Raw genomic sequence first — 22,219 nt, 5'->3', positions numbered from 1 at the left:
CTCAGTACCCCTGCTCGATGGCATCCAGTCGCGCAGCCACCTCGCCACGCGCCTCGCGGATTTCGCGCTCGTCCTGGCGTTCGAGAATGCTGGCGAACTGCGCGGCCAGTTGTCCGACGTGCTCACGCAGATCGCCCAGGCACTCCTGGTAGAGGCGCTCCATGCGCGCCATCAGGGCGCTGTTGACCTGCTGGTCGCGCGGGTGAACCTTGAGCGCCTCCAGCGCCGTGAAACGCTCGGCGATTTCTTCGGGGCTAAGCACGCCGGGATTGTTCTCGATCACCAGGCGTCGACTCTCGCCGGTCAGGGGGGTGTCCACCTGGGCTTCGAGCAGGCCGTTGATGTCGTAGGTGAAGCGGATGTCCAGCGACACCTCGCCGGCCGGGCGCGCCGGCACGTCGATGTCCAGTTCGCCAAGGAAGATGTTGTGGGCAACCAGCCGGCTCTCCCCCTGGAAGATTCGCACGCTGACCTGCTTTTGCCCGTCCTGGAGGGTCTGCACGCTTTTTACCCGGCTCACCGGCACCACGCAGTTGCGCTCGATGATCGGCAGGTAGTGTCCGGCCTGGTGCTGTGAACCGACCTGTTTGGAGATCTCTACGCCGAGGCTGTAGGGGCAGACGTCGGTAAGCACCACTTCTTCCAGCGTGGCATCGCGGGCCTTGAGCGCGGCCTGGATGGCGGCGCCCTGGGCGATCACCTCGTCCGGGTTGAGGTGCATGGCCGGAAAGCGCCCGAACAGGCTGGCCACCAGCTTGCGTACCAGCGGCATGCGCGTGGTGCCGCCTACCAGCAGCACTTCATCGAGGCCGGCGACCTTGATGCGCGCATCGCGCAGGGCGCGTTCGATGGGCGCGCGCAGACGCTCGAGTAGCGGTTCGCAGCTACTCAGTAGCTTGTCCTGGCTCAGCGGCAGCGTCCACTCGCGGCCATCCTCGCGCAGCTGGAACACCGCCTCGGACTGTTGCCCCAAGACATGGCGCACCCGCTGGGCCTCGCGGCGCAGGCGCTGATGGATCGCTGGCTGCTGAGGGTCGGGCAGGCCCTGGCCGTTCATGGCATTCAAAAAATGAGCGACCACGGCATCGTCGAAATCCTCACCACCGAGGAAGTTGTCCCCGGCGCTGGCGCGCACTTCCATGACCCCTTCGAACAGCTCCAGCACCGACACGTCGAAAGTGCCGCCGCCCAGGTCGAAGACCAAAAAGGTCGCCTCGCCCTTCTGGTGCAGGCCGTAGGCCAGGGCCGCGGCGGTGGGCTCGTTGATCAGTTTCTCGACCTTCAGGCCGGCCAGTTCGCCAGCGATACGCGTGGCCTTGCGCTGGGCATCGCTGAAATACGCTGGCACGCTGATCACCGCCTCGCTGACCGGCTGACCGTAGGCGCGCTCGACGTCCTCCTTGAGGCTGCGCAGAACCAGAGCGGACAATTCTTCGGGGCGGAACGAGCGCGTACCCAGACGGGTACTCTGGGCGCTACCCATGTTGCGCTTGAACAGCGCAGCGGTGAGCTGCGGGTGGGTCTGCAGGCGCTCACGGGCAATATCGCCCACCACCACCTGCCCATCGTTATCCAGGCCAACCACGCTGGGCGTGAGCAAACGACCCAGCGCATTGGGCACCAGCCGGGCCGCCTCGCCATCCCAGACGCTAACCAGGCTATTGGTGGTGCCGAGGTCTATTCCTATGATCATCGTGGCCGCAGCCTCCCTGTGCGTAGCCGAACCTGGAGCGCTGTGCTCCCTTAAAGGTCGACATTAGAGCGTTCCGACCGGCCGCGGTAAAGCCCGTCGCGTCGACTTTGCGAAGCTGCCGACACTCGGCCGCAGGGACGTCTGCCTGGGCGCACGGCGAGCTGTTATGATGCCGCGCTTTCGCGGATCAGCAGCATGCCAGGGGGCTCCCTGAACTGTCGCCAGCCCTGCTGGCACACGATGTGCTTTGCTTGCCCTCTGCCTCTGTCAACGCGCGTTCGCCGCCCCGGGAGCTCCCGCATGCTGGAAAGACTGTTCCAACTCAAAGCGCACAACACCAACGTACGCACCGAAATACTCGCAGGAGTCACCACCTTCCTGACCATGGCCTACATCCTGTTCGTCAACCCGAGCATCCTCGGCGAGACCGGCATGGACAAGGGCGCGGTGTTCGTCGCCACCTGCCTGGCAGCGGCCTTCGGTTCCGCGGTGATGGGCCTGATCGCCAACTACCCGATCGCCCTGGCGCCGGGCATGGGCCTCAATGCCTTTTTCACTTACACGGTGGTCATGGGCATGGGCCACACCTGGCAGGTCGCGCTGGGTGCGGTGTTCCTGTCGGCGTGCCTGTTCTTCTTGCTGTCGATCTTCAAGATCCGCGAATGGATCATCAACAGCATTCCGCTGGAGCTGCGCTCGGCAATCGCCGCCGGCATCGGCCTGTTCCTGGCGCTTATCGCCCTGCAGAACGCCGGTATCGTCGCCGCCAACCCGGCGACCATGGTCGGCCTCGGTGATCTCGGCTCGCCGGCAGCGTTGCTGGCGATTCTCGGTTTCTTCCTGATCATTGGCCTGGAAGCGCTGCGCATCACCGGCGCGGTGCTGATCAGCATCCTGGTGGTCACCGGGCTGAGCATCCTGCTCGGAATCAGCCAGTTCGGCGGCCTGGTGTCGATGCCGCCGTCGCTGGCTCCTACCTTCATGCAGCTGGATATCGCCGGCGCGCTGGACGTCGGCCTGATCAGCGTGATTTTCGCGTTTCTGTTCGTCGACCTGTTCGACAACTCCGGCACCCTGATCGCCGTGGCCAAGAAGGCCGGACTGATGCGCAAGGACGGCCACTTGCCAAAGATGGGCCGCGCCCTGATCGCCGACAGCACCGCCGCCCTCGGCGGCTCGCTGCTGGGCACCAGCACCACCACCAGCTATATCGAATCCGCAGCTGGCGTCAGCGCCGGCGGGCGCACCGGGCTGACCGCCATCGTGGTCGCCGTGCTGTTCCTGTTCGCGCTGTTCTTCGCGCCGCTGGCCGGCAGCGTGCCGGCCTTCGCCACCGCGCCGGCATTGCTGTTCGTCGCCGTGCTGATGGCCTCGGGCATGGCCGAGATCGAGTGGAGCGACATCACCGTCGCCGCGCCCGTGGTGGTCACCGCCCTGGCGATGCCGCTGACCTACTCGATCGCCACCGGTATCGCTTTTGGCTTCATCACCTGGGTCGCGGCCAAGACCCTGGCCGGGCGCTTCCGCGAGCTGAACGGCATGTTGGTGGCACTGGCGGTGTTCTGCGTAATCAAGCTGGCGCTCTTCTAAGAGCTTCTGCGTGGGAACGCGTTCCCGGACGCGCCCTTCGCCATCGATGATCAACGGTGACGGCACTTCGGCCGCACGTAGGGCGGACTCAGGAGCGAAGCGAACAGTCCGCCGAACCACGTCGATCTGACACAACGGCAACGGCGTACTGCTTCGCGAGTACGCCCTACCGCTCTGCGTGGCAACGTCTCCCCGGACGCTACGCGTCCCGCCCCACCAATAATCGACGACACCGGCACTTCGGCAACGGAATCGCTACAATGGCGCCCCGCTTTCCAGCGCGTAGGGCGGACTCAGGAGCGAAGCGAACAGTCCGCCGAACCACGTCGACCTGACACAACGGCAACGGCGTACTGCTTCGCGAGTACGCCCTACGGCTCTGCGTGGCAACGTCTCCCCGGACGCTACGCGTCCCGCCCCACCAATAATCGACGACACCGGCACTTCGGCAACGGAATCACTACATGGCGCCCCGCTTTCCAGCGCGTAGGGCGGACTCAGGAGCGAAGCGAACAGTCCGCCAAACCACGTCGATCTGACACAACGGCAACGGCGTACTGCTTCGCGAGTACGCCCTACCGCTCTGCGTGGCAACGTCTCCCCGGACGCTACGCGTCCCGCCCCACCAATAATCGACGGCACCGGCACTTCGGCAACGGAATCGCTACAATGGCGCCCCGCTTTCAAGCGCGTAGGGCGGACTCAGGAGCGAAGCGAACAGTCCGCCGAACCACGTCGATCTGACACAACGGCAACGGCGTACTGCTTCGCGAGTACGCCCTACCGCTCTGCGTGGCAACGTCTCCCCGGACGCTACGCGTCCCGCCCCACCAATAATCGACGACACCGGCACTTTGGCAACGGAATCGCTACAATGGCGCCCCGCTTTCAAGCGCGTAGGGCGGACTCGGGAGCGAAGCGAACAGTCCGCCGAACCACGTCGATCTGACACAACGGCAACGGCGTACTGCTTCGCGAGTACGCCCTACCGCTCTGCGTGGCAACGTCTCCCCGGACGCTACGCGTCCCGCCCCACCAATAATCGACGACACCGGCACTTTGGCAACGGAATCGCTACAATGGCGCCCCGCTTTCAAGCGCGTAGGGCGGACTCGGGAGCGAAGCGAACAGTCCGCCAAACCACGTCGATCTGACACAACGGCAACGGCGTACTGCTTCGCGAGTACGCCCTACCGCTCTGCGTGGCAACGTCTCCCCGGACGCTACGCGTCCCGCCCCACCAATAATCGACGGCACCGGCACTTCGGCAACGGAATCGCTACAATGGCGCCCCGCTTTCCAGCCGCCTGAGTGACCGATGAGCCGTCCCGCATTCGACCCCGCCACCTACGACGCCCAACTCGCCGAGAAGAAGGCCCGCCTGGTCGAGCTGCTCGCGCCGTTCGCTGCGCCAGAGCCCGAGGTGTTCGAGTCGCCGCGCGAGTACTACCGCCTGCGCACCGAGTTCCGCCTGTGGCGCGAGGCTGGCAGCGAAAACCGCCATTACGCGATGTTCGAGGCCGGCGACAAGCACAGCCCGATCTTCTTCGAAGACTTCCCCATCGCCAGTTTGCGCATCAATGCGCTGATGCCGCGCCTCAAGGCCGCGTGGCAGGCCAGCCACACGCTGGGCTTCAAGCTGTTCCAGGTCGAGTTCCTCACCACCCTGAGCGGCGATGCGCTGATCACCCTTTGCTATCACCGCCCCCTGGACGACGCCTGGGAGGCCGCAGCCAAGGTGCTTGCCGAGGAACTGGAGGTGAGCATTGTCGGGCGCTCGCGGGGCAAGCGCATCGTGGTCGGCCGTCCTTACGTGGAAGAGCAGCTGCAGGTCGCCGGCCGCACCTTCCGCTACCGTCAGCCGGAGGGCGCCTTCACCCAGCCCAACGGCGAGGTCTGCCAGAAGATGCTCGGCTGGGCCTACGACGTGCTCGGCGATCGCGACGACGACCTGCTGGAGCTGTACTGCGGCAACGGCAACTTCACCCTGCCGCTGGCCACCCGTGTGCGCCAGGTGCTGGCCACCGAAATCAGCAAGACCTCGGTCAATGCGGCCCTGGCCAACCTGGCCGACAACGGCATCGACAACGTGACGCTGGTGCGCCTGTCCGCCGAAGAGCTGACCGAGGCGCTCAACGACGTGCGCCCGTTCCGTCGCCTGGCTGAAATCGACTTGAAAAGCTACGACTTCGGCAGCGTGTTCGTCGACCCGCCACGTGCCGGCATGGACACCGACACCTGCGAACTCACCCGGCGTTTCGAGCGCATTCTGTACATCTCCTGCAACCCGGAAACCCTGGCGCAGAACATCGCCCAACTGCACGACACCCACCGCATCGAGCGCTGCGCCCTGTTCGACCAGTTTCCCTATACCCATCACATGGAGTCCGGGGTATTGCTGGTTCGCCGCTGAGATCAGGCACCAGCGGACGGCTCCATAGCGAAAGGCTTACACGACGGCGCGCAGGTTCGCTCTCGCCGCTACCGTGAATACCCCGTAATCTGACCTCATTCTGCAGCACAGGACGTGCTCAGGTCAGGGATGACGTGACCATAGCCAGGATGGCGGCCGACAGGATGTTGGCATTGGTCAGTATAAAACCCGCTTCGGCGGGTTTTTTATTGCCTGTAGAAACGTACTGCCAGCACCTTCGTGCCAACGGGCAACCGGTTCGAGCAAATCGTCCGGCACGGCGCTATGCTCGCTCGACATTCATCGCCTCGAGGATCCCTGCGTGCGCCCACTGCTCCTGATCGCCGGCTTGTTCGCCGGTATCGCACAGGCTGCCGAGCCGCTCACCATCGACGTGCACCGCGATGCCAACTGCGGCTGCTGCAAGGGCTGGATCAGCCACCTGCAGGCCAATGGCTTCCAGGTCAACGACCATATCGAAACCGATATGCACGCGGTCAAGGAGCGCCTGGGTGTTCCCGAGCGACTGGGCTCTTGCCACACCGGCGTGATCGACGGCAAATTCGTCGAGGGTCACGTGCCGGCGGCGGACATTCTCAAATTGCGCGAACGCCCCGACCTCCTTGGCATCGCCGCACCCGGCATGCCCACCGGTTCGCCTGGCATGGAGCGTGGCAACATCCGCGATGCCTATCAGGTGATTGGATTAGACGCACAAGGCGCCGAAAGCGTGGTCAGTAGTTATCCGGGTAACTGACCCGCCCTCTTGAAAGGATATCGCCATGCGCTGGAAACGAGCACGCCGCAGTGACAACGTCGTGGACGCGCGGGGCGGTGGAGGCTCACGGTTCGGCGGGGGCCGCGGTCTGGGTCTTGGCGGCATCGCCATCGTCGTGGTCGTCGGCCTGCTGATGGGCCAGGATCCGTTGCAGATCCTCGGTCAGTTGGCTGGCCAATCCGGTGGCTACCCGACGAGCCAGACGGAACAACCCGCAGAAAACGATGAACAGTCGCAGTTCGTGCGCGCAGTACTCGGCGACACCGAGGACACCTGGCGCGAGCTCTTCCAGTCCGCCAATCGGCAGTATCAGGACCCGACCCTGGTGCTGTTCGACGGCGGCGTGAATTCCGCCTGTGGCTTCGCCAACTCGGCGGTCGGCCCCTTTTACTGCCCCGGTGACAGACAGGTCTATCTGGACCTGAGTTTCTTCCGTGATCTGGAACAGCGCTATGGCGCCGCGGGCGATTTCGCCCAGGCCTACGTGATCGCCCATGAAGTTGGCCACCACGTGCAGACCCTGCTAGGCGTGTCCGCCAAGGTCGATGCGGCGCGCCAGCGCGGCGAGAACCTCGAAGGCGCCAATGGCCTGCTGGTGCGCCAGGAGCTCCAGGCCGATTGCCTGGCCGGCATCTGGGCACACCATGCCCAGCGGCGCCTGGACTGGCTCGAACCGGGCGATCTGGAGGAGGCGTTGAACGCTGCCAATGCCATCGGCGATGATCGCCTGCAGGAGCAGGCACGTGGCCGGGTGGTGCCGGATTCGTTCACCCACGGCACCTCGGCGCAGCGCGTGCGCTGGTTCACCACCGGTTTCGAAGGCGGCCAGGTCAGCGCCTGCGACACCTTTTCAACCGCTCGTTTATGACCCGCCGAGCAGGCATACTTCACCTTTTTTAATGGTTGGGCACTTTTCACATGCGCATTCTCGTTACCGGCGGCGCCGGCTTCATCGGTTCAGCCCTGATACGTCACCTGATCGACGATACCGATCATGAGGTGCTCAACCTCGACAAGCTGACCTACGCCGGCAACCTGGAATCGCTGCGCGACGTCGAGAACAGCCCACGCTACCGCTTCCTGCAGGCGGACATCGGTGACCAGCCGGCAGTGACCGAGGCGCTGCAGGCGTTTCAGCCGGAAGCCATCATGCACCTGGCGGCCGAGTCCCATGTCGACCGCTCCATCGACGGCCCCGCGGCATTTATTCAGACCAACATCGTCGGCACCTACGCGCTGCTAGAAGCCACTCGCGCCTACTGGTCGAAGCTGGACGAGCCCCGCCGCCAGGCGTTCCGCTTCCACCATATTTCCACCGACGAGGTGTACGGCGACCTGCACGGCGTCGACGACCTGTTCACCGAAACCACGCCCTACGCCCCCAGCTCGCCCTACTCGGCCAGCAAGGCTGCATCGGATCATCTGGTACGCGCCTGGCAGCGCACCTACGGCCTGCCAGTGCTGTTGACCAACTGCTCGAACAACTATGGCCCGTACCACTTCCCCGAGAAGCTGATCCCGCTGGTGATCCTCAATGCCCTGGATGGCAAAGCGCTGCCGGTGTATGGCAACGGCCAGCAGGTACGCGACTGGCTGTTCGTCGAGGATCACGCCCGCGCCCTGCTGCAGGTGGTCAGCCGCGGTACGGTTGGCGAGACCTACAACATCGGCGGCCACAACGAGCAGAAGAACCTCGACGTGGTGCAGGCCATCTGCGACCTGCTCGACGAGCTGCAACCGCGCGCCGCAGGCAGCTACCGCGAGCAGATCACCTTCGTCACCGATCGCCCCGGCCATGACCTGCGCTACGCCATCGACGCCAGCAAGATCGAGCGCGAGCTCGGCTGGACGCCAGAGGAAACATTCCCCAGCGGCCTGCGCAAGACCGTGCGCTGGTACCTCGACAACCTCGACTGGTGCCGCCGCGTCCAGGACGGCAGTTATCAACGTGAGCGGCTCGGCGCCCCCAAGGAGCACGCACAGTGAAAGGCATCATCCTCGCCGGCGGCTCCGGCACCCGTCTGCACCCGATTACCCTCGGTGTGTCCAAGCAGCTATTGCCGATCTACGACAAGCCGATGATCTACTACCCGCTGTCGGTGCTGATGCTGGCCGGCATCCGGGAGATTCTGATCATCTCCACGCCCCATGACCTGCCGCAGTTCCGGAAGATGCTCGGCGACGGCAGCCAGTTCGGCCTGCAGCTGAGCTACGCCGAACAGCCCGAGCCGGATGGCCTGGCGCGCGCCTTCATCATTGGCGAGCAGTTCATCGGCAACGATTCGGTGTGCCTGATCCTTGGCGACAACATCTTTCACGGCCAGCACTTCACCGAAAAACTGCTGCGCGCTGCCGCTGCGGACCAGGGCGCCACGGTGTTCGGTTATTGGGTCCGCGATCCCGAGCGCTTCGGCGTGGTCGAGTTCGATGCTCAGGGCCAGGCCATTTCCATCGAAGAGAAGCCTGCCCAGCCGCGCTCGCAATACGCAGTGACCGGCCTGTACTTCTACGACAACGACGTGATCGAGATCGCCAAGGCGGTCAAACCCTCGCCGCGCGGCGAGCTGGAAATCACCGACGTCAACAACGCCTACCTGCAGCGCGGCGACCTGCGCGTAGAGCGCTTCGGCCGTGGTTTCGCCTGGCTCGACACCGGCACCCACGACAGCTTGCTGGAAGCCTCGCAGTACGTGCAAACCATCGAACATCGCCAGGGTCTGAAAGTCGCCTGCCTGGAGGAAATCGCCTACGGGCAGGGATGGATCGACCGCGACCGCCTGCTGGCCCAGGCCAAGGCCTTCGGCAAGACCGGTTATGGCCAGTACCTGTTCAGCCTTGCCGAGGACAACTGATGCACGTCATTCAAACCAGCATTCCCGATGTACTCATTCTGCAACCCAGGGTCTTTGGCGACGAGCGCGGCTTTTTCTTCGAAAGTTTCAACGCCCGCGCTTTCAGCGAAGCGACCGGCCTGAATCCGGACTTCGTACAGGACAACCACTCGCGCTCGCAACGCGGCGTATTGCGTGGCCTGCACTACCAGGTTCAGCAGGCCCAGGGCAAGCTGGTACGAGTCACGGCGGGTGAGGTGTATGACGTGGCCGTTGACCTGCGCCGCCAGTCACCGACCTTCGGCCAGTGGGTTGGCGCCCACCTTTCCGCTGACAACAAGCGGCAGATGTGGGTACCCGAAGGCTTCGCCCACGGTTTCGTGGTGCTCAGCGAGTTCGCCGAATTCCTCTACAAGACCACCGATTACTACGCGCCCGAGCATGAGCGCTGCATCCGCTGGGACGACCCGAAGCTGGCCATCGACTGGCAGCTGCAAAGCGAGCCGAAGCTGTCGGCCAAGGACCAACAGGGCCTGGCGTTCGACCAAGCCGAGCTGTTTCCATGAAGATCCTTCTGCTCGGCCAGCATGGCCAGGTCAGCCGTGAACTGCAATTGCTGCTCAACAAGCCGTTGAGAAACGTAGGCGAGGCAGCCGATGCGAGGCAAGAACAGGAGAAAAAGCGGAGTGTACGAGTAGTACATGAGCATTTTGAGCCTGCTTTTAACGAAGCAGCGGCAACGCAGGTAGTTTCTGAGCACGAATTGATCGTACTGGGCCGCGAGCAACTGGACCTTGCCGATACCGGGCTGCTGCGCGACGCGGTCCGCCATCTGCGCCCGGACCTGATCATCAACGCCGCCGCGCACACCGCGGTCGACGCCGCGCAAAGCGAGCCGGAGGCGGCCTTCGCCATCAACGCCATCGCCCCTGGCGTGCTCGCCGAAGAAGCGGCCAGGCTCGACGTGCCGTTGATCCACTACTCCACCGATTACGTGTTCGACGGCAGCAAGCCCGCCGCCTACGACGAGGACGACCCGCCCCACCCGCTGGGCGTCTACGGCGAAAGCAAACTGGCCGGCGAACAGGCCATCGCCGCGGTCGGCGGCAAATACCTGATCCTGCGTACCAGCTGGGTGTACTCGCTGCATGGGCGCAACTTCCTGCTCACCATGCAGCGCCTGCTGCAGGAGCGCGAGCAACTCAGCGTGGTCGCTGACCAGATCGGCGCACCGACCTGGGCAGGCAGCATTGCCACGGCCACCGCGCAACTGATCGAGCGCTGGCAGAACGGGCAAGGCTCGGCCTGGGGCCTTTATCACTTTACCGCGCGGGGCGAGACCTCCTGGTTCGGCTTTGCCGAAGCTATCGCCACGCAACTGCTTGCGCAAGGCAAGGCCGTTGCACGACTGACGCCGATTGCCACCACGGAGTACCCAACCCCTGCCCGGCGCCCGCTCAACTCGCGGCTCGACTGCAGCCGCCTGGAGCGCGACTGGGGCGTGCACCTGCCGGACTGGCAAGATGGCCTGGCCGAGTGCCTGAACCGCCCTCGCTAGCCGCGCCACGCGATGGCCCGGGCGCCAGCAACGACGACTTGCGTGCATAATGCACAGGTCTCTCTGGCGCCGACTTCATGACCACGATTCCCACGCCCATCCCCAAACGCCCTCGTTGGCGCAGCCTGGCCCTGCTGGCACTGCTTCTCGCGCCGCTGCTGTGGCCGCTGCAGCACCTTGCCGAACGCTATTACCGCACCGAGCTGACCGAGCAGAACCGGCAGACCCTCGACCTCTACGTCGCCAACCTGCTCGGCACCCTGCGCCGCTACGAAGTGCTGCCGCCGATTCTCGGCGACCTGCCCGGCCTGCGCACGGTATTGACGACCCCGGCCAATGCAGACGCCCAGGCCGCGGCCAATCAGTTGCTCAAACGCGTGCGCCAGCAGACCGGCGCCGACGTGATCTACCTGATGAACCTGGCCGGTGACACCCTGGCGGCCTCCAACTGGGATCAGCAGGACACCTTCGTGCGCGGCAACTTCGCCTTCCGCCCTTACTTTCAGGAAGCCCTCGCGGGCCGCCTGGGCCGCTTCTTCGGCCTTGGCACCACGTCTGGCAAGCGCGGCTACTACTTCGCTTCCGCCGTTTACGACGGTGATCAAAAGATCGGCGTGATGGTCATCAAGGTCGATCTCGACCACACCGAGAGCCTGTGGGGCAACACACCGGAACAATTGCTGGTGACCGACGGCAATGGCGTGGTGATCCTGACCTCGCGACCGGACTGGCGGTTTCACGCCAGCCGCCCACTGGACAAGGCCGAGCGCGCCTCCATCGCGGCGATCCAGCCGTACCCGACGCAGGCGCCACCGCCCCTGCAGCTGGACCCCGACGTCTGGCTGACGCAAAGCCGGGTGCTCGACGAGACCGGCTGGAGCGTCTCCATCCTGGCGCCCCGTGCAGTGCTCGATCGTTCGGTACGCACCGTGGTGGCCATCGGCGGCGGCACCCTGCTGGTGTTGATCCTGCTGCTCGGCCTGATGATGCAGCGCCGCCGGCATTATATGGACCGCATCGCCCTCAGCACCCGCGCCCGTCAGGAGCTGGAACAACGCGTACAGGAGCGCACCCAGGACCTCGAGCGCCTCAACAGCCACCTCAAGCAGGAAGTGCTGGAGCGCGAGCAGGCCCAGCAGAAGCTGGTACAGGCCCAGGACGAACTGGTGCAGGCCAGCAAGCTGACGGCCCTGGGCACCATGAGCGCCAGCATCAGCCACGAACTCAACCAGCCACTGGCGGCCATTCGCAGCTATGCCGAGAACGCTGGCGTACTGCTCGACCACCAACGCACCGAGGATGCCCGCGGCAACCTCAAGCTGATCAGCCAGCTCACCGAGCGCATGGCCTCGATCATCGCTCACTTGCGCGCGTTCGCCCGACGCGACCGGCACGCCCCGGAAAGCGTGGCCCTGCAACCGGCCATCGACGACGCCCTGGCGCTGCTGGCCAAGCGCCGCCGGGCGATGGACGTGGAGCTGATCCGCGACCTGCCCGACGCCACCTTATGGGTGCAGGCCGGTGAAACCCGCCTGCGCCAGGTGCTCAGCAACCTGCTGGCCAATGCCCTCGATGCCCTGCGTGAACGAGCGCAGCCACGGCGCATCTGGATCAGCACCGAGCTGCACGACAACCTGGTCGACCTGCACCTGCGCGACAATGGCCCGGGCTTTTCCGAGACGGCGCTGGCTCATGCCCGCGAGCCCTTCTTCACCACCAAGACCAGTGCCCAGGGCCTCGGCCTCGGCCTGGCGATCTGCGATACCCTGATGCGCGCCCTGGGTGGCGAGTTGTTGTTCAGCAACCACCCCAATGGCGGCGCTCACCTGATCCTACGCCTGCGCACCGCCGAAAATGGCGTGAACATCCAGCCGCCCGAGGACTTCGCCGTATGACCACCATCGACGCCCGTACCCAGGTTCTGCTGATCGACGATGATCCGCACCTGCGCCAGGCGCTCAGCCAGACCCTCGACCTGGCGGGCCTCAAGGTCAGCACCCTGGCCGACGCCCAGGGGCTCGCCGAGCGCATCGATCGCGACTGGCCCGGCGTAGTAGTCAGCGATATCCGCATGCCCGGCGTCGATGGCCTGCAGTTGCTCCAACAACTGCACGAACAGGACCCCGAATTACCGGTGCTGCTGATCACCGGCCACGGCGACGTGCCCCTGGCCGTGCAGGCGATGCGCGCCGGCGCCTACGACTTCCTGGAAAAACCGTTCGCCAGCGAAGACCTGCTGGAAAGTGTGCGCCGCGCCCTGGCTCTGCGCCGCCTGGTGCTGGATAACCGCAGCCTGCGCCTGGCCCTGGCCGACCGCCAGCAGCTGTCCGGGCGACTGGTCGGCCACTCGCCGGCGATCCAGCGTCTGCGCGAGCAGATCGGCTCGCTCGCCGGGATCAGCACGGACGTGCTGATCCTCGGTGAAACCGGCGCCGGCAAGGAAGTGGTAGCCCGCGCCCTGCATGACCTGTCGAACCGCCGTGATGGACCGTTCGTGGCGATCAACGCCGGTGCGCTGGCCGAGTCGGTCGTGGAAAGCGAACTCTTCGGCCATGAACCCGGCGCGTTCACTGGCGCGCAAAAACGGCGCATCGGCAAGTTCGAATTCGCCAACGGGGGCACGCTGTTTCTCGACGAAATCGAGAGCATGAGCCTGGATGTGCAGGTCAAGATGCTGCGCCTGCTGCAGGAGCGCGTGGTCGAGCGGCTGGGTGGCAATCAGCTGATTCCCCTGGATATCCGCGTGATCGCCGCCACCAAGGAAGACCTGCGCACCGCAGCCGATCAGGGTCGCTTCCGCGCCGACCTGTACTACCGTCTCAACGTCGCGCCGCTGCGCATCCCGCCCTTGCGCGAGCGCGGCGAAGACATCCTGGTGCTGTTCCAGCATTTCGCCAACAGCGCCAGTGCTCGTCACGGCCTGCCGCAGCGTGAGCTGCAGCCCGGCCAACGCGCCCTGCTGCTGCGCCACCCCTGGCCGGGCAACGTGCGCGAACTGCAGAATGCTGGCGAGCGCTTCGCCCTCGGGCTCGACCTGGGCCTGGAGCTATCAACTGACAGCCAGCTGCACAGCCCGGCGCAGACCGGCAGCCTCAGTGAACAGGTCGAAGCCTTCGAGCGCGCCCTGATCGCCGCCGAGCTGACCCGCAACCATGGCTCCCTGCGCAGCCTCGCTGGTGCGCTGGGCGTGCCACGCAAGACCCTGCACGACAAGCTGCGCAAGCACGGACTCAATTTTGCCGATGCTGGCGGAAGCTCGCCAGAGGACCTCGAGTAAACAGGCGGATTTCTGCCGATTACGTGAGCGGTGGTCTCTCTCTCCTCAAGATCGCAGCGGCTGCATGAGCAGCCGCCTTGTCCGATACAATTCAACAACCCATGACAAACAAGGCTTTGCGTGCTGCGCATAGCTGTCCTGCGCGTTTTTGTTGCCTGCTGGCATACTGCTTGCTTTACTGCTATCAGCGAAAAACAAGTACAAGTCCAGGCCAAAATCGCTGCCAACCGATTCTGCCGCTTCAGCGGCAATCCTCGACTTGCTCTTGTTTACTCGTTTCAGCGCCTCGGCGCCCAGCACGATATCCAACAACAAGAGGAAGCACCGCATGTTCAAATTCACCGCTAAGGCACTGGTTTGCGCTCTGTCGCTGAGCATCGCCGGCATGGCTCAGGCCGCCGATCCGATCTCCATCAAGTTTGCCCACGTCGTGGCCGAGCACACCCCGAAAGGCCAAGGTGCACTGCTGTTCAAGAAGCTCGTCGACGAACGTATGGCCGGCAAGGTCACCGTACAGGTCTACCCGAACTCCTCGCTGTTTGGCGATGGCAAGGAAATGGAAGCACTGCTGCTTGGTGACGTACAGCTTATCGCCCCATCGCTGGCCAAGTTCGAGCACTACACCAAGCAAATCCAGGTTTTCGACCTGCCGTTCCTGTTCAACGACATCGAGGCGGTTGACCGCTTCCAGCAAAGCCCAGAAGGCAAGGCCCTGCTGACCAGCATGGAAAGCAAGGGCATCACCGGCCTGGGCTACTGGCACAACGGCATGAAACAGCTGTCGGCCAACAAGAAGCTGGTCGAGCCGAAAGACGCGCGCGGCCTGAAATTCCGCGTACAGGCATCCGCCGTGCTGGATGAGCAGTTCAAGGCGCTGCGCGCCGCGCCACGCAAGATGAGCTTCGCCGAGGTCTATCAGGGCCTGCAGACCGGTGTGGTCAACGGCGCCGAGAACCCCTACTCGAACATCTACAGCCAGAAGATGCACGAAGTGCAGAAGTTCATTACCGAGACCGACCACGGTGTCCTCGATTACATGGTGATCACCAACACCAAGTTCTGGGAAGGCCTGCCGGAAGACATCCGTACCGAGCTGACCGCGATCCTGGCTGAAGTTTCCGTCGAGGTGAACAAGCAGGCCGCAGAGCTGAACCAGAACGACAAGCAGCGCATCATCGATGCCGGCACCACCGAAATCGTCACCCTGACACCCGAGCAGCGTGAAGAGTGGCGCGAAGCCATGCGTCCGGTATGGAAGAAGTTCGAAGCCGAGATCGGTGCCGATCTGATCAAGGCCGCGGAAGCTGCCAACCAGGCCAACTAAGGCTGCCGGCCCCGCACACGGGGCTATCCGGCGGTGACTCCTAGGCGGAGTCGCCGCCCGCTTTACCGACATTGACACTTCAGGGCTGCAGCCTAGCTGTTGAGCCATGGGCGTTGCTGTCTCTTGGGTCGCTTCGCGACCGCTCTACTGACGGAGAGATTCCCATGCACGCTGTCGCTCGTGTCTGGAACAACCTGGAAGAGTTTCTGGTGGCATTCCTGCTCGCAGGCATGACCCTGGTCACCTTCTCGTATGTGGTGTTCAACAACCTTTACGGCGTTTTCTACAGCCTGGGAGATTCCCTGCCGTTCGCCAACGATGCGATGTTCAGCATCGGCGACGGCATTCTCTATGTCGCTCAGGAAATGACCTGGAGCGTGGCCCTGACCAAGGCCATGTTCGGCTGGCTGATCTTTGTCGGCCTGGCCTGGGGTGTGCGCATCGGCGCGCACATCGGTGTCGACCTGCTGGTGCGCCAGTTCAACCCCGCCAACCAGCGCCTGATGGCCATCGTCGCCCTGATCATCTGCCTCGGCTACTGCGTGCTGATGGCCTATTCCAGCGAGCAGTGGGTGGCCGTGCTGTACAGCGTGGGCACCGGTGCCGAGGACCTGGACCGTTTCGGCATCCAGCAGTGGCACATCGTGATGATCGTGCCGATCGGCTTTTCCCTGATGTTCCTGCGATTCCTGGAAATCTTCATTCGCGTGCTGCAAGGCAAGCAACAAGGCCTGGGCCTGCACAGCGAAGTGGACGACGCCGTGAAGCTGGCTGAAACCGACAAGGCGGAGACCACCAAATGACTATTGTCTTCCTGTTCGTTGCGCTGTTCGTGCTGATGTTCATCGGCATTCCGGTGGCCATTTCCCTGGGGTTGTCCGGGGCCATGACCATCCTGTTCTTCAGCAACGACTCGGTGCGTTCGCTGGCGATCAAACTGTTCGAAACCAGCGAGCACTACACCCTGCTGGCGATTCCGTTCTTCCTGCTGTCCGGTGCGTTCATGACCAGCGGCGGCGTGGCTCGTCGTCTGATCGACTTCGCCAACGCCTGCGTCGGTCACATCAAGGGTGGCCTGGCCATCGCCGCGATCATGGCGTGCATGCTCTTCGCCGCCCTCAGCGGCTCGTCGCCGGCCACGGTGGCAGCGGTCGGTTCGATCGTCATCGCCGGCATGGTGCGCTCGGGCTACAAGCAGGACTTTGCCGCCGGTATCGTGTGTAACGCCGGTACCCTGGGCATCCTGATCCCGCCGTCGATCGTCATGGTGGTGTACGCCACCGCGACCGAAACCTCGGTGGGCAAGCTGTTCATGGCCGGTGTGGTGCCAGGCCTGCTGCTCGGCTTGGTGCTGATGGTGGTCATCTACATCATGGCCCGCGTGCAGAACATGCCGTCGCTGCCGCGCGCCTCGATGAAAGAGATCCTGGTGGCCGGACGCAAAGCCGGCTGGGGCCTGCTGCTGATCGTGATCATCCTTGGTGGCATCTACTCGGGCGCCTTCACACCGACCGAAGCCGCTGCGGTAGCCGCGGTGTACGCCGCGTTCGTGGCGATCTTCGTCTACAAGGACATGACCGTCCGCGAGTGCCCGAAGGTGATCATCGAGGCCGGCAAGCTGAGCGTGGTGCTGATGTTCATCATCGCCAACGCCATGCTGTTCGCCCACGTGCTGACCACCGAGCAGATCCCGCAGTCGATCACCGCCTGGGTAGTCGAGCAGGGCTTCAGCCCGATCGAGTTCCTGATCGTGGTGAACATCGTGCTGCTGATCGCCGGTACCTTCATGGAGCCGTCGGCGATCATCCTGATCCTGGCACCGATCCTCTTCCCGATCGCCATGCAGCTGGGCATCGACCCGATCCACCTGGGCATCATCATGGTGGTGAACATGGAAATCGGTTTGATCACCCCGCCGACCGGCCTCAACCTGTTCGTCACCTCGGCGGTCACCGGCATGCCACTGACCCGCGTGGTGCGCGCGGTGTCGCCGTGGCTGCTGGTGATGCTGGCGTTCCTGATGCTGGTGACCTACGTGCCGTTCATCTCGCTTGGCCTGCCAAACTTGCTGGGCATGTAACCTGCCTGCACAGTAAGTCAGAACGACAAAGCCCGGCCTCGCGCCGTAATGCTGTTCACTTAAGCATTTGAGCCTAAGCCGGGACTTCTAGAAAATCCGATACCAGCTCCCTGGTATCGGATTTTTTTATGCCTATTCAGCAGCAATTGCTCGACCTCGGCGACCTCTTCAATTTCTCAGACCTCAGCACCTTCACCCAGAATATCCCTGTTGAATGGGTTGCCAGTGCGTTGGACCTATCTGCACAAGCCACTATCCGGCGGCGGCGTCTGCCAAGCGACCAAGTGCTTTGGTTGGTGCTGGGCATGGCCTTGTTTCGCGACGAGCCTGTGCACGAAGTGGCCAGACGCCTGAATATCTGCGCCCAAGGCTTGGCCTCCGATCAGCTACTGGCACGTAGCGGCGTAACTGAAGCACGGAAGCGACTGGGAGCCGATCCAGTCGAGTCTTTGTTTCGCCAGACAGGTAAACAATGGGGCTGCGAGCGATACGAGGGGGATGACTGGGGCGGTTTGCAGGTGTTCGCGGTGGATGGTGCGTTGCTGAGAACACCCGATTCACCTGAGTTGCGAGAGCATTTCGGCTCGGGCAACACGGGTACCGAGCGCCAGACACCGTTTCCCATGTTACGCCTGGTTGCGCTGATGAATGTGCGTTCCCACGTGATCCTCGATGCCCAACTCAGCCCGTACCGTGGTAGTGAGATGCGCTTGGCCGAGACCCTCCTTGAGCAGATTCCGGACAACTCGATAACGCTGTTCGATAAAGGCTTTTGGGGCGCGGATCTGTTGTTGAGCGTCGCTGAGGGTGGCGACAATCGTCACTGGTTAACGCCGGCTCGCAAGAAGCTGGTCATGGAGGAAGTCGAGCGTTATGGCGAGCACGATCGTCGTATTCGGATGAAGGTTTCGCCCCAGGCGCGCAAGCGAAACCCGAACTTGCCTACACACTGGGAGGCGCGGGAAGTCAGCTATGAAAGCATGGGGCAGATCAGGTCGCTGCTCACATCGCTACCTGCCGAGAACTACAGCGCAGAAGCTGTAGCCCAGCTGTACCTGGAGCGCTGGGAGATTGAATTGGGGTTTCGAGATATCAAAAGCTCGATGCAGCAGAACGCCGTGACACTGCGCAGCAAGAAGGTCGAGCTGATTTATCAGGAGGTCTGGGGTCTGTTGCTGGCTTACAACGTCATACGACGAGAGGCCAGCCAAGCCGCAGTAGCCTTCGGCCGAACGCCTTCGGACATACGGTTCAAGCCGGCCTGCCAGTACATCGCTGTGCAATTGATCGTCATGGCGGCCGCCAATCCGGTATCGGCAACAGGTAGGCGGTTGGTAGAGTTGCGCGGAGGTATCGGGGGACTGTTTCTGGATCACCGTCCGAGGCCACCAAGACCGCGGACGGTGAAGATTTCCAAAACCCGTTATCCGGTGGATCGTAAGGCTGCTCCGCTTAAGTGAACAGCATTACGGCCTCGCGCCGGGCTTTTTCATGCCCGCATGTCTGACATGCTCCCCGCACGGAGCCGCCTTGGCCCGCTCACTGGACCAGTCGCCAAGCGGCATGCGAGTTTCTGGCGGGGGTGTCAGACAGCGATTGGTGACACGCACCACTAGCCTTTCCGGCGGCGGCTGGTCATTATTACCGATTATGTCTACCCAGCAGATCGCCACGGCCAATGCAGCCGGTACGGGGAAACCTTACCTGGCGTTCGGCAGTGACTCACGAGTCACAGATCGCGTCAGCATAGGCATGCAAACAGTCGACCCGCCGCCCGTTTCAACGAACTTAGCGCGATTGCATCGACTTGATGACCCGGCCCGAGCGTCTCAGCGCCGTGCCGGTGTACTTATTTGAAGGAGTTTCGCGTGAAGTCTCGTCTACCTGTGATCGTTGGATTCGGTGGCTACAATGCCGCCGGCCGCAGCTCGTTCCACCACGGTTTCCGCCGTACGGTGATCGAATCGCTGGACGAACAGGCGCGCCGCGAAACCCTCGTCGGCCTGGCGGTGATGACCAAGCAGGTACGTGTGATCGATGGCGCTTACCAAAGCCTGGACGGCGAACCGTTGTCCGCCGCCGCCATCGAGCAGCGCTACGGCGAGCAGGTCCTGGCCTCGACCCTGGTGCGCCGCATCGAAAAACAGCACCTCGATCCCGACGCGGCTCACTGGCACAAATGCATCGCCCTGAACGGCGAAGGCGGCAAGCTGACCTTCGTCAGTAACCGCAAACAGCTGCCCGAGCCACTGCCGGCCAACTGGTCGGTCGAGGAGCTCAATGGCAACGACGTGCGCGTCACCCTGCACGACAGCTGCGAATTCAAGGTCGACAGCTACCGTGCCTTGCCGGTCAAGTCCGCCGGCCAGTTGCCGACCGGCTTCGAACCCGGCGAACTCTACAACTCGCGCTTCCACCCACGCGGCCTGCAGATGGCCGTGGTCGGCGTGACCGACGCCCTGCGCGCCACGGGCGTGCCGTGGCAGACCATCGTCGACAACGTGGCACCGGACGAAATCGCCGTGTTCGCCGGCAGCATCATGAGCCAGCTCGACGAAAACGGTTTCGGCGGCCTGATGCAGTCACGTCTCAAGGGCCACCGTGTCAGCTCCAAGCAGTTGGCCTTGGGCCTCAATACCATGCCGGCCGACTTCATCAACGCCTACGTGCTGGGCAGCGTCGGCACCACGGGCAGTGTCACCGGCGCCTGCGCGACCTTCCTGTACAACTTGCAGAAGGGCATCGAACAGATCAATGCCGGCAAGGCGCGCGTGGTGATCGTCGGCAACAGCGAGGCACCGATCAACGCCGAATGCATCGAAGGCTACGGTGCCATGGGTGCCCTGGCCACCGAGGACGGCCTGCGCCTGATCGAAGGTCGCGACGATGTCGACTTCCGCCGTGCCAGCCGCCCATTCGGCGAGAACTGTGGCTTCACCCTGTCCGAAGCCTGCCAGTTCGTGGTGCTGATGGACGACGAACTGGCCCTGCAGCTGGGCGCCGATATCCACGGCGCGGCCACTGATGTATTCATCAACGCCGACGGCTTCAAGAAATCGATTTCCGCGCCAGGGCCAGGCAACTACCTGACCGTCGCCAAGGCCGTGGCCAGCGCCGTGCAGTTGCTGGGTGTCGACGCGGTGCGCCAGCGCAGCTTCGTGCATGCCCACGGCTCCAGCACGCCAGCCAACCGGGTCACCGAATCCGAGTTGCTGGACCGCGTCGCGGCGGCGTTCGCCATCGACAGTTGGCCGGTGGCCGCGGTCAAGGCCTTCGTCGGCCACTCCCTGGCCACCGCCAGTGGCGATCAGGTGATCTCCGCGCTGGGCACCTTCAAGTACGGCATCATTCCCGGCATCAAGACCATCGATGCAGTAGCGGCGGATGTGCATCAGCAGCACCTGAGCATCAGCAACACCGATCGCCACGACCAGTGCATGGACGTGTGCTTCATCAACTCCAAGGGCTTTGGCGGCAACAACGCCAGCGCCGTAGTGCTCGCCCCCCACGTGGTCGAGCGCATGCTGCGCAAGCGCCATGGCGAAGCGGCATTCAGCGCCTACCAGCAGCGCCGCGAGCAGACTCGTGCCACCGCCCGCGCCTACGACGAGCAGGCGCTCAAGGGCCAGCTGGATATCATCTACAACTTCGGCAACGACCTGATCGACGACAGCGAAATCGATATCGGCAGCGAGCAGATCAAGGTGCCCGGTTTCGCCCAGCCGCTGATCTACAAGCAGGATGATCGTTACCGCGACATGCTCGACTGATTCAAGCCTGCCCTCCCGCAGTACGCGCCTGGGCAATGATTAGCTGCGTTCTGCAGGAGCGTCGCCCTCGGCGCGAACGATTGTGGCCATACCGGGATTTTCGCGTTGCCAGACGATTCGCCGCGGGGTCGCGGCTCCTACAAAAAGCGCATCGCACAATCCCGCAGGAGCGTCGCCCTCGGCGCGAACCATTGTGGCCATACCGCGATTTTCGCGTTGGCCAGACAGTTCGCCGCGGGGTCGCGGCTCCTACAGAAAGCGCATCGCACAACCCCGCAGGAGCGTCGCCCTCGGCGCGAACCATTGTGGCCATACCGGGATTTTCACGTTGGCCAGGCGATTCGCCGCGGGGTCGCGGCTCCTACAAAAAGTGCATCGCCACAACCCCGCCGGAGCGTCGAACTCGGCGCGAAAGATTGCTGCCATACCGCGATTTTCGCGTTGGCCAGACGATTCGCCGCGGGGTCGCGGCTCCTACAGAAAGCGTATCGCCGCACCCCGTAGGAGCGTCGCCCTCGGCGCGAAAAATTGCGGCCATACCGCGATTTTCGCGTCGGCCAGGCGATTCGCCGCGGGGTCGCGGCTCCTACAGAAAGCGTATCGCCGCACCCCGTAGGAGCGTCGCCCTCGGCGCGAAAAATTGCTGCCATACCGCGATTTTCGCGTTGCCCAGACAGTTCGCCGCGGGGGCGCGGCTCCTACAGAAAACGTATCGCCGCACCCCGTAGGAGCGTCGCCCCCCGGGCGAAAAATTGCGGCCATACCGCGACTTTCGCGTCGGCCAGGCGATTCGCCGCGGGGTCGCGGCTCCTACAGAAAGCGTATCGCCGCACCCCGTAGGAGCGTCGCCCTCCGCGCGAACGATTGCGGCCATACCGCGATTTTCGCGTTGGCCAGACGATTCG

General features: G+C 63.7%; 17 protein-coding genes. 15 read left to right on the top strand and 2 right to left on the bottom strand.

Annotated elements, in window-relative coordinates:
- Position 1 precedes the first annotated feature (1 nt).
- Positions 2-1,693 carry an Hsp70 family protein gene (locus tag ACZ0AV_RS16580; RefSeq protein WP_499152038.1) on the bottom strand — a complete coding sequence of 564 codons (1,692 nt, stop codon included), beginning with the start codon at positions 1,691-1,693 and terminating at the stop codon, positions 2-4.
- A gap of 300 nt (positions 1,694-1,993) precedes the next feature.
- Here ACZ0AV_RS16580 and ACZ0AV_RS16575 point away from each other — a divergent pair, with 300 nt between their 5' ends.
- The 10 genes from ACZ0AV_RS16575 (at position 1,994) to ACZ0AV_RS16530 (ending at position 14,140) form a co-directional block, all read left to right on the top strand.
- The gene (locus tag ACZ0AV_RS16575; RefSeq protein ID WP_499152037.1) at positions 1,994-3,283 is read left to right on the top strand and encodes an NCS2 family permease; all 1,290 of its coding nucleotides are present in this window, start codon (positions 1,994-1,996) and stop codon (positions 3,281-3,283) included.
- Between the two features lie 1,318 nt (positions 3,284-4,601).
- Positions 4,602-5,696 carry a tRNA (uridine(54)-C5)-methyltransferase TrmA gene (trmA, locus tag ACZ0AV_RS16570; RefSeq protein WP_499152036.1) on the top strand — a complete coding sequence of 365 codons (1,095 nt, stop codon included), beginning with the start codon at positions 4,602-4,604 and terminating at the stop codon, positions 5,694-5,696.
- A 322-nt stretch (positions 5,697-6,018) separates the two neighbouring features.
- Entirely contained in the window at positions 6,019-6,453 is a 435-nt protein-coding gene (locus tag ACZ0AV_RS16565) for a DUF411 domain-containing protein (protein ID WP_499152035.1), read from the top strand.
- Between the two features lie 25 nt (positions 6,454-6,478).
- The gene (gene ypfJ / locus ACZ0AV_RS16560; protein ID WP_499152034.1) at positions 6,479-7,342 is read left to right on the top strand and encodes a KPN_02809 family neutral zinc metallopeptidase; all 864 of its coding nucleotides are present in this window, start codon (positions 6,479-6,481) and stop codon (positions 7,340-7,342) included.
- A gap of 50 nt (positions 7,343-7,392) precedes the next feature.
- Positions 7,393-8,460: a dTDP-glucose 4,6-dehydratase gene (rfbB, locus tag ACZ0AV_RS16555; RefSeq protein ID WP_499152033.1), complete on the top strand. Its 1,068-nt coding sequence runs from the start codon at positions 7,393-7,395 to the stop codon at positions 8,458-8,460.
- Complete coding sequence (rfbA, locus tag ACZ0AV_RS16550) at positions 8,457-9,326, top strand: glucose-1-phosphate thymidylyltransferase RfbA (protein WP_499152032.1); 870 nt, start codon at positions 8,457-8,459, stop codon at positions 9,324-9,326. Before rfbB ends, rfbA begins: the two co-directional genes overlap by 4 nt.
- Positions 9,326-9,871: a dTDP-4-dehydrorhamnose 3,5-epimerase gene (gene rfbC / locus ACZ0AV_RS16545; RefSeq protein WP_499152031.1), complete on the top strand. Its 546-nt coding sequence runs from the start codon at positions 9,326-9,328 to the stop codon at positions 9,869-9,871. The genes rfbA and rfbC overlap by 1 nt, the downstream gene beginning before the upstream one ends.
- Positions 9,868-10,863: a dTDP-4-dehydrorhamnose reductase gene (rfbD, locus tag ACZ0AV_RS16540; protein ID WP_499152030.1), complete on the top strand. Its 996-nt coding sequence runs from the start codon at positions 9,868-9,870 to the stop codon at positions 10,861-10,863. The genes rfbC and rfbD overlap by 4 nt, the downstream gene beginning before the upstream one ends.
- 77 nt (positions 10,864-10,940) lie before the next feature.
- A complete protein-coding gene (locus ACZ0AV_RS16535; RefSeq protein WP_499152029.1) occupies positions 10,941-12,758 on the top strand; it encodes a sensor histidine kinase in 1,818 nt (605 codons plus the stop codon).
- On the top strand, positions 12,755-14,140 hold the full coding sequence (locus ACZ0AV_RS16530; RefSeq protein WP_499152028.1) for a sigma-54-dependent transcriptional regulator: 1,386 nt from the start codon (positions 12,755-12,757) through the stop codon (positions 14,138-14,140). The genes ACZ0AV_RS16535 and ACZ0AV_RS16530 overlap by 4 nt, the downstream gene beginning before the upstream one ends.
- Positions 14,141-14,185: 45 nt before the next feature.
- On the opposite strand, the gene ACZ0AV_RS16525 is transcribed toward ACZ0AV_RS16530, so the two are convergent.
- Entirely contained in the window at positions 14,186-14,455 is a 270-nt protein-coding gene (locus tag ACZ0AV_RS16525) for a hypothetical protein (RefSeq protein WP_499152027.1), read from the bottom strand.
- A 13-nt stretch (positions 14,456-14,468) separates the two neighbouring features.
- Between ACZ0AV_RS16525 and dctP the strand changes: the two genes are divergently transcribed.
- From dctP to ACZ0AV_RS16500, 5 genes are all read left to right on the top strand, one after another.
- Entirely contained in the window at positions 14,469-15,464 is a 996-nt protein-coding gene (gene dctP, locus ACZ0AV_RS16520) for a C4-dicarboxylate TRAP substrate-binding protein DctP (RefSeq protein WP_499152026.1), read from the top strand.
- A gap of 164 nt (positions 15,465-15,628) precedes the next feature.
- Positions 15,629-16,267 carry a TRAP transporter small permease gene (locus ACZ0AV_RS16515; RefSeq protein WP_499152025.1) on the top strand — a complete coding sequence of 213 codons (639 nt, stop codon included), beginning with the start codon at positions 15,629-15,631 and terminating at the stop codon, positions 16,265-16,267.
- Positions 16,264-17,544 carry a C4-dicarboxylate TRAP transporter large permease protein DctM gene (gene dctM, locus ACZ0AV_RS16510; RefSeq protein WP_499152024.1) on the top strand — a complete coding sequence of 427 codons (1,281 nt, stop codon included), beginning with the start codon at positions 16,264-16,266 and terminating at the stop codon, positions 17,542-17,544. Before ACZ0AV_RS16515 ends, dctM begins: the two co-directional genes overlap by 4 nt.
- A 128-nt stretch (positions 17,545-17,672) precedes the next feature.
- Positions 17,673-19,004, top strand: coding sequence for an IS4 family transposase (locus ACZ0AV_RS16505; protein WP_499149135.1), 1,332 nt, complete (start codon positions 17,673-17,675; stop codon positions 19,002-19,004).
- A 408-nt stretch (positions 19,005-19,412) separates the two neighbouring features.
- Complete coding sequence (locus ACZ0AV_RS16500; protein ID WP_499152023.1) at positions 19,413-21,314, top strand: beta-ketoacyl synthase; 1,902 nt, start codon at positions 19,413-19,415, stop codon at positions 21,312-21,314.
- Positions 21,315-22,219 lie beyond the last annotated feature (905 nt).

Source organism: Pseudomonas sp. AC532 (assembly GCF_979258965.1).
This window is presented reverse-complemented; position numbering and strand designations above follow the sequence as displayed.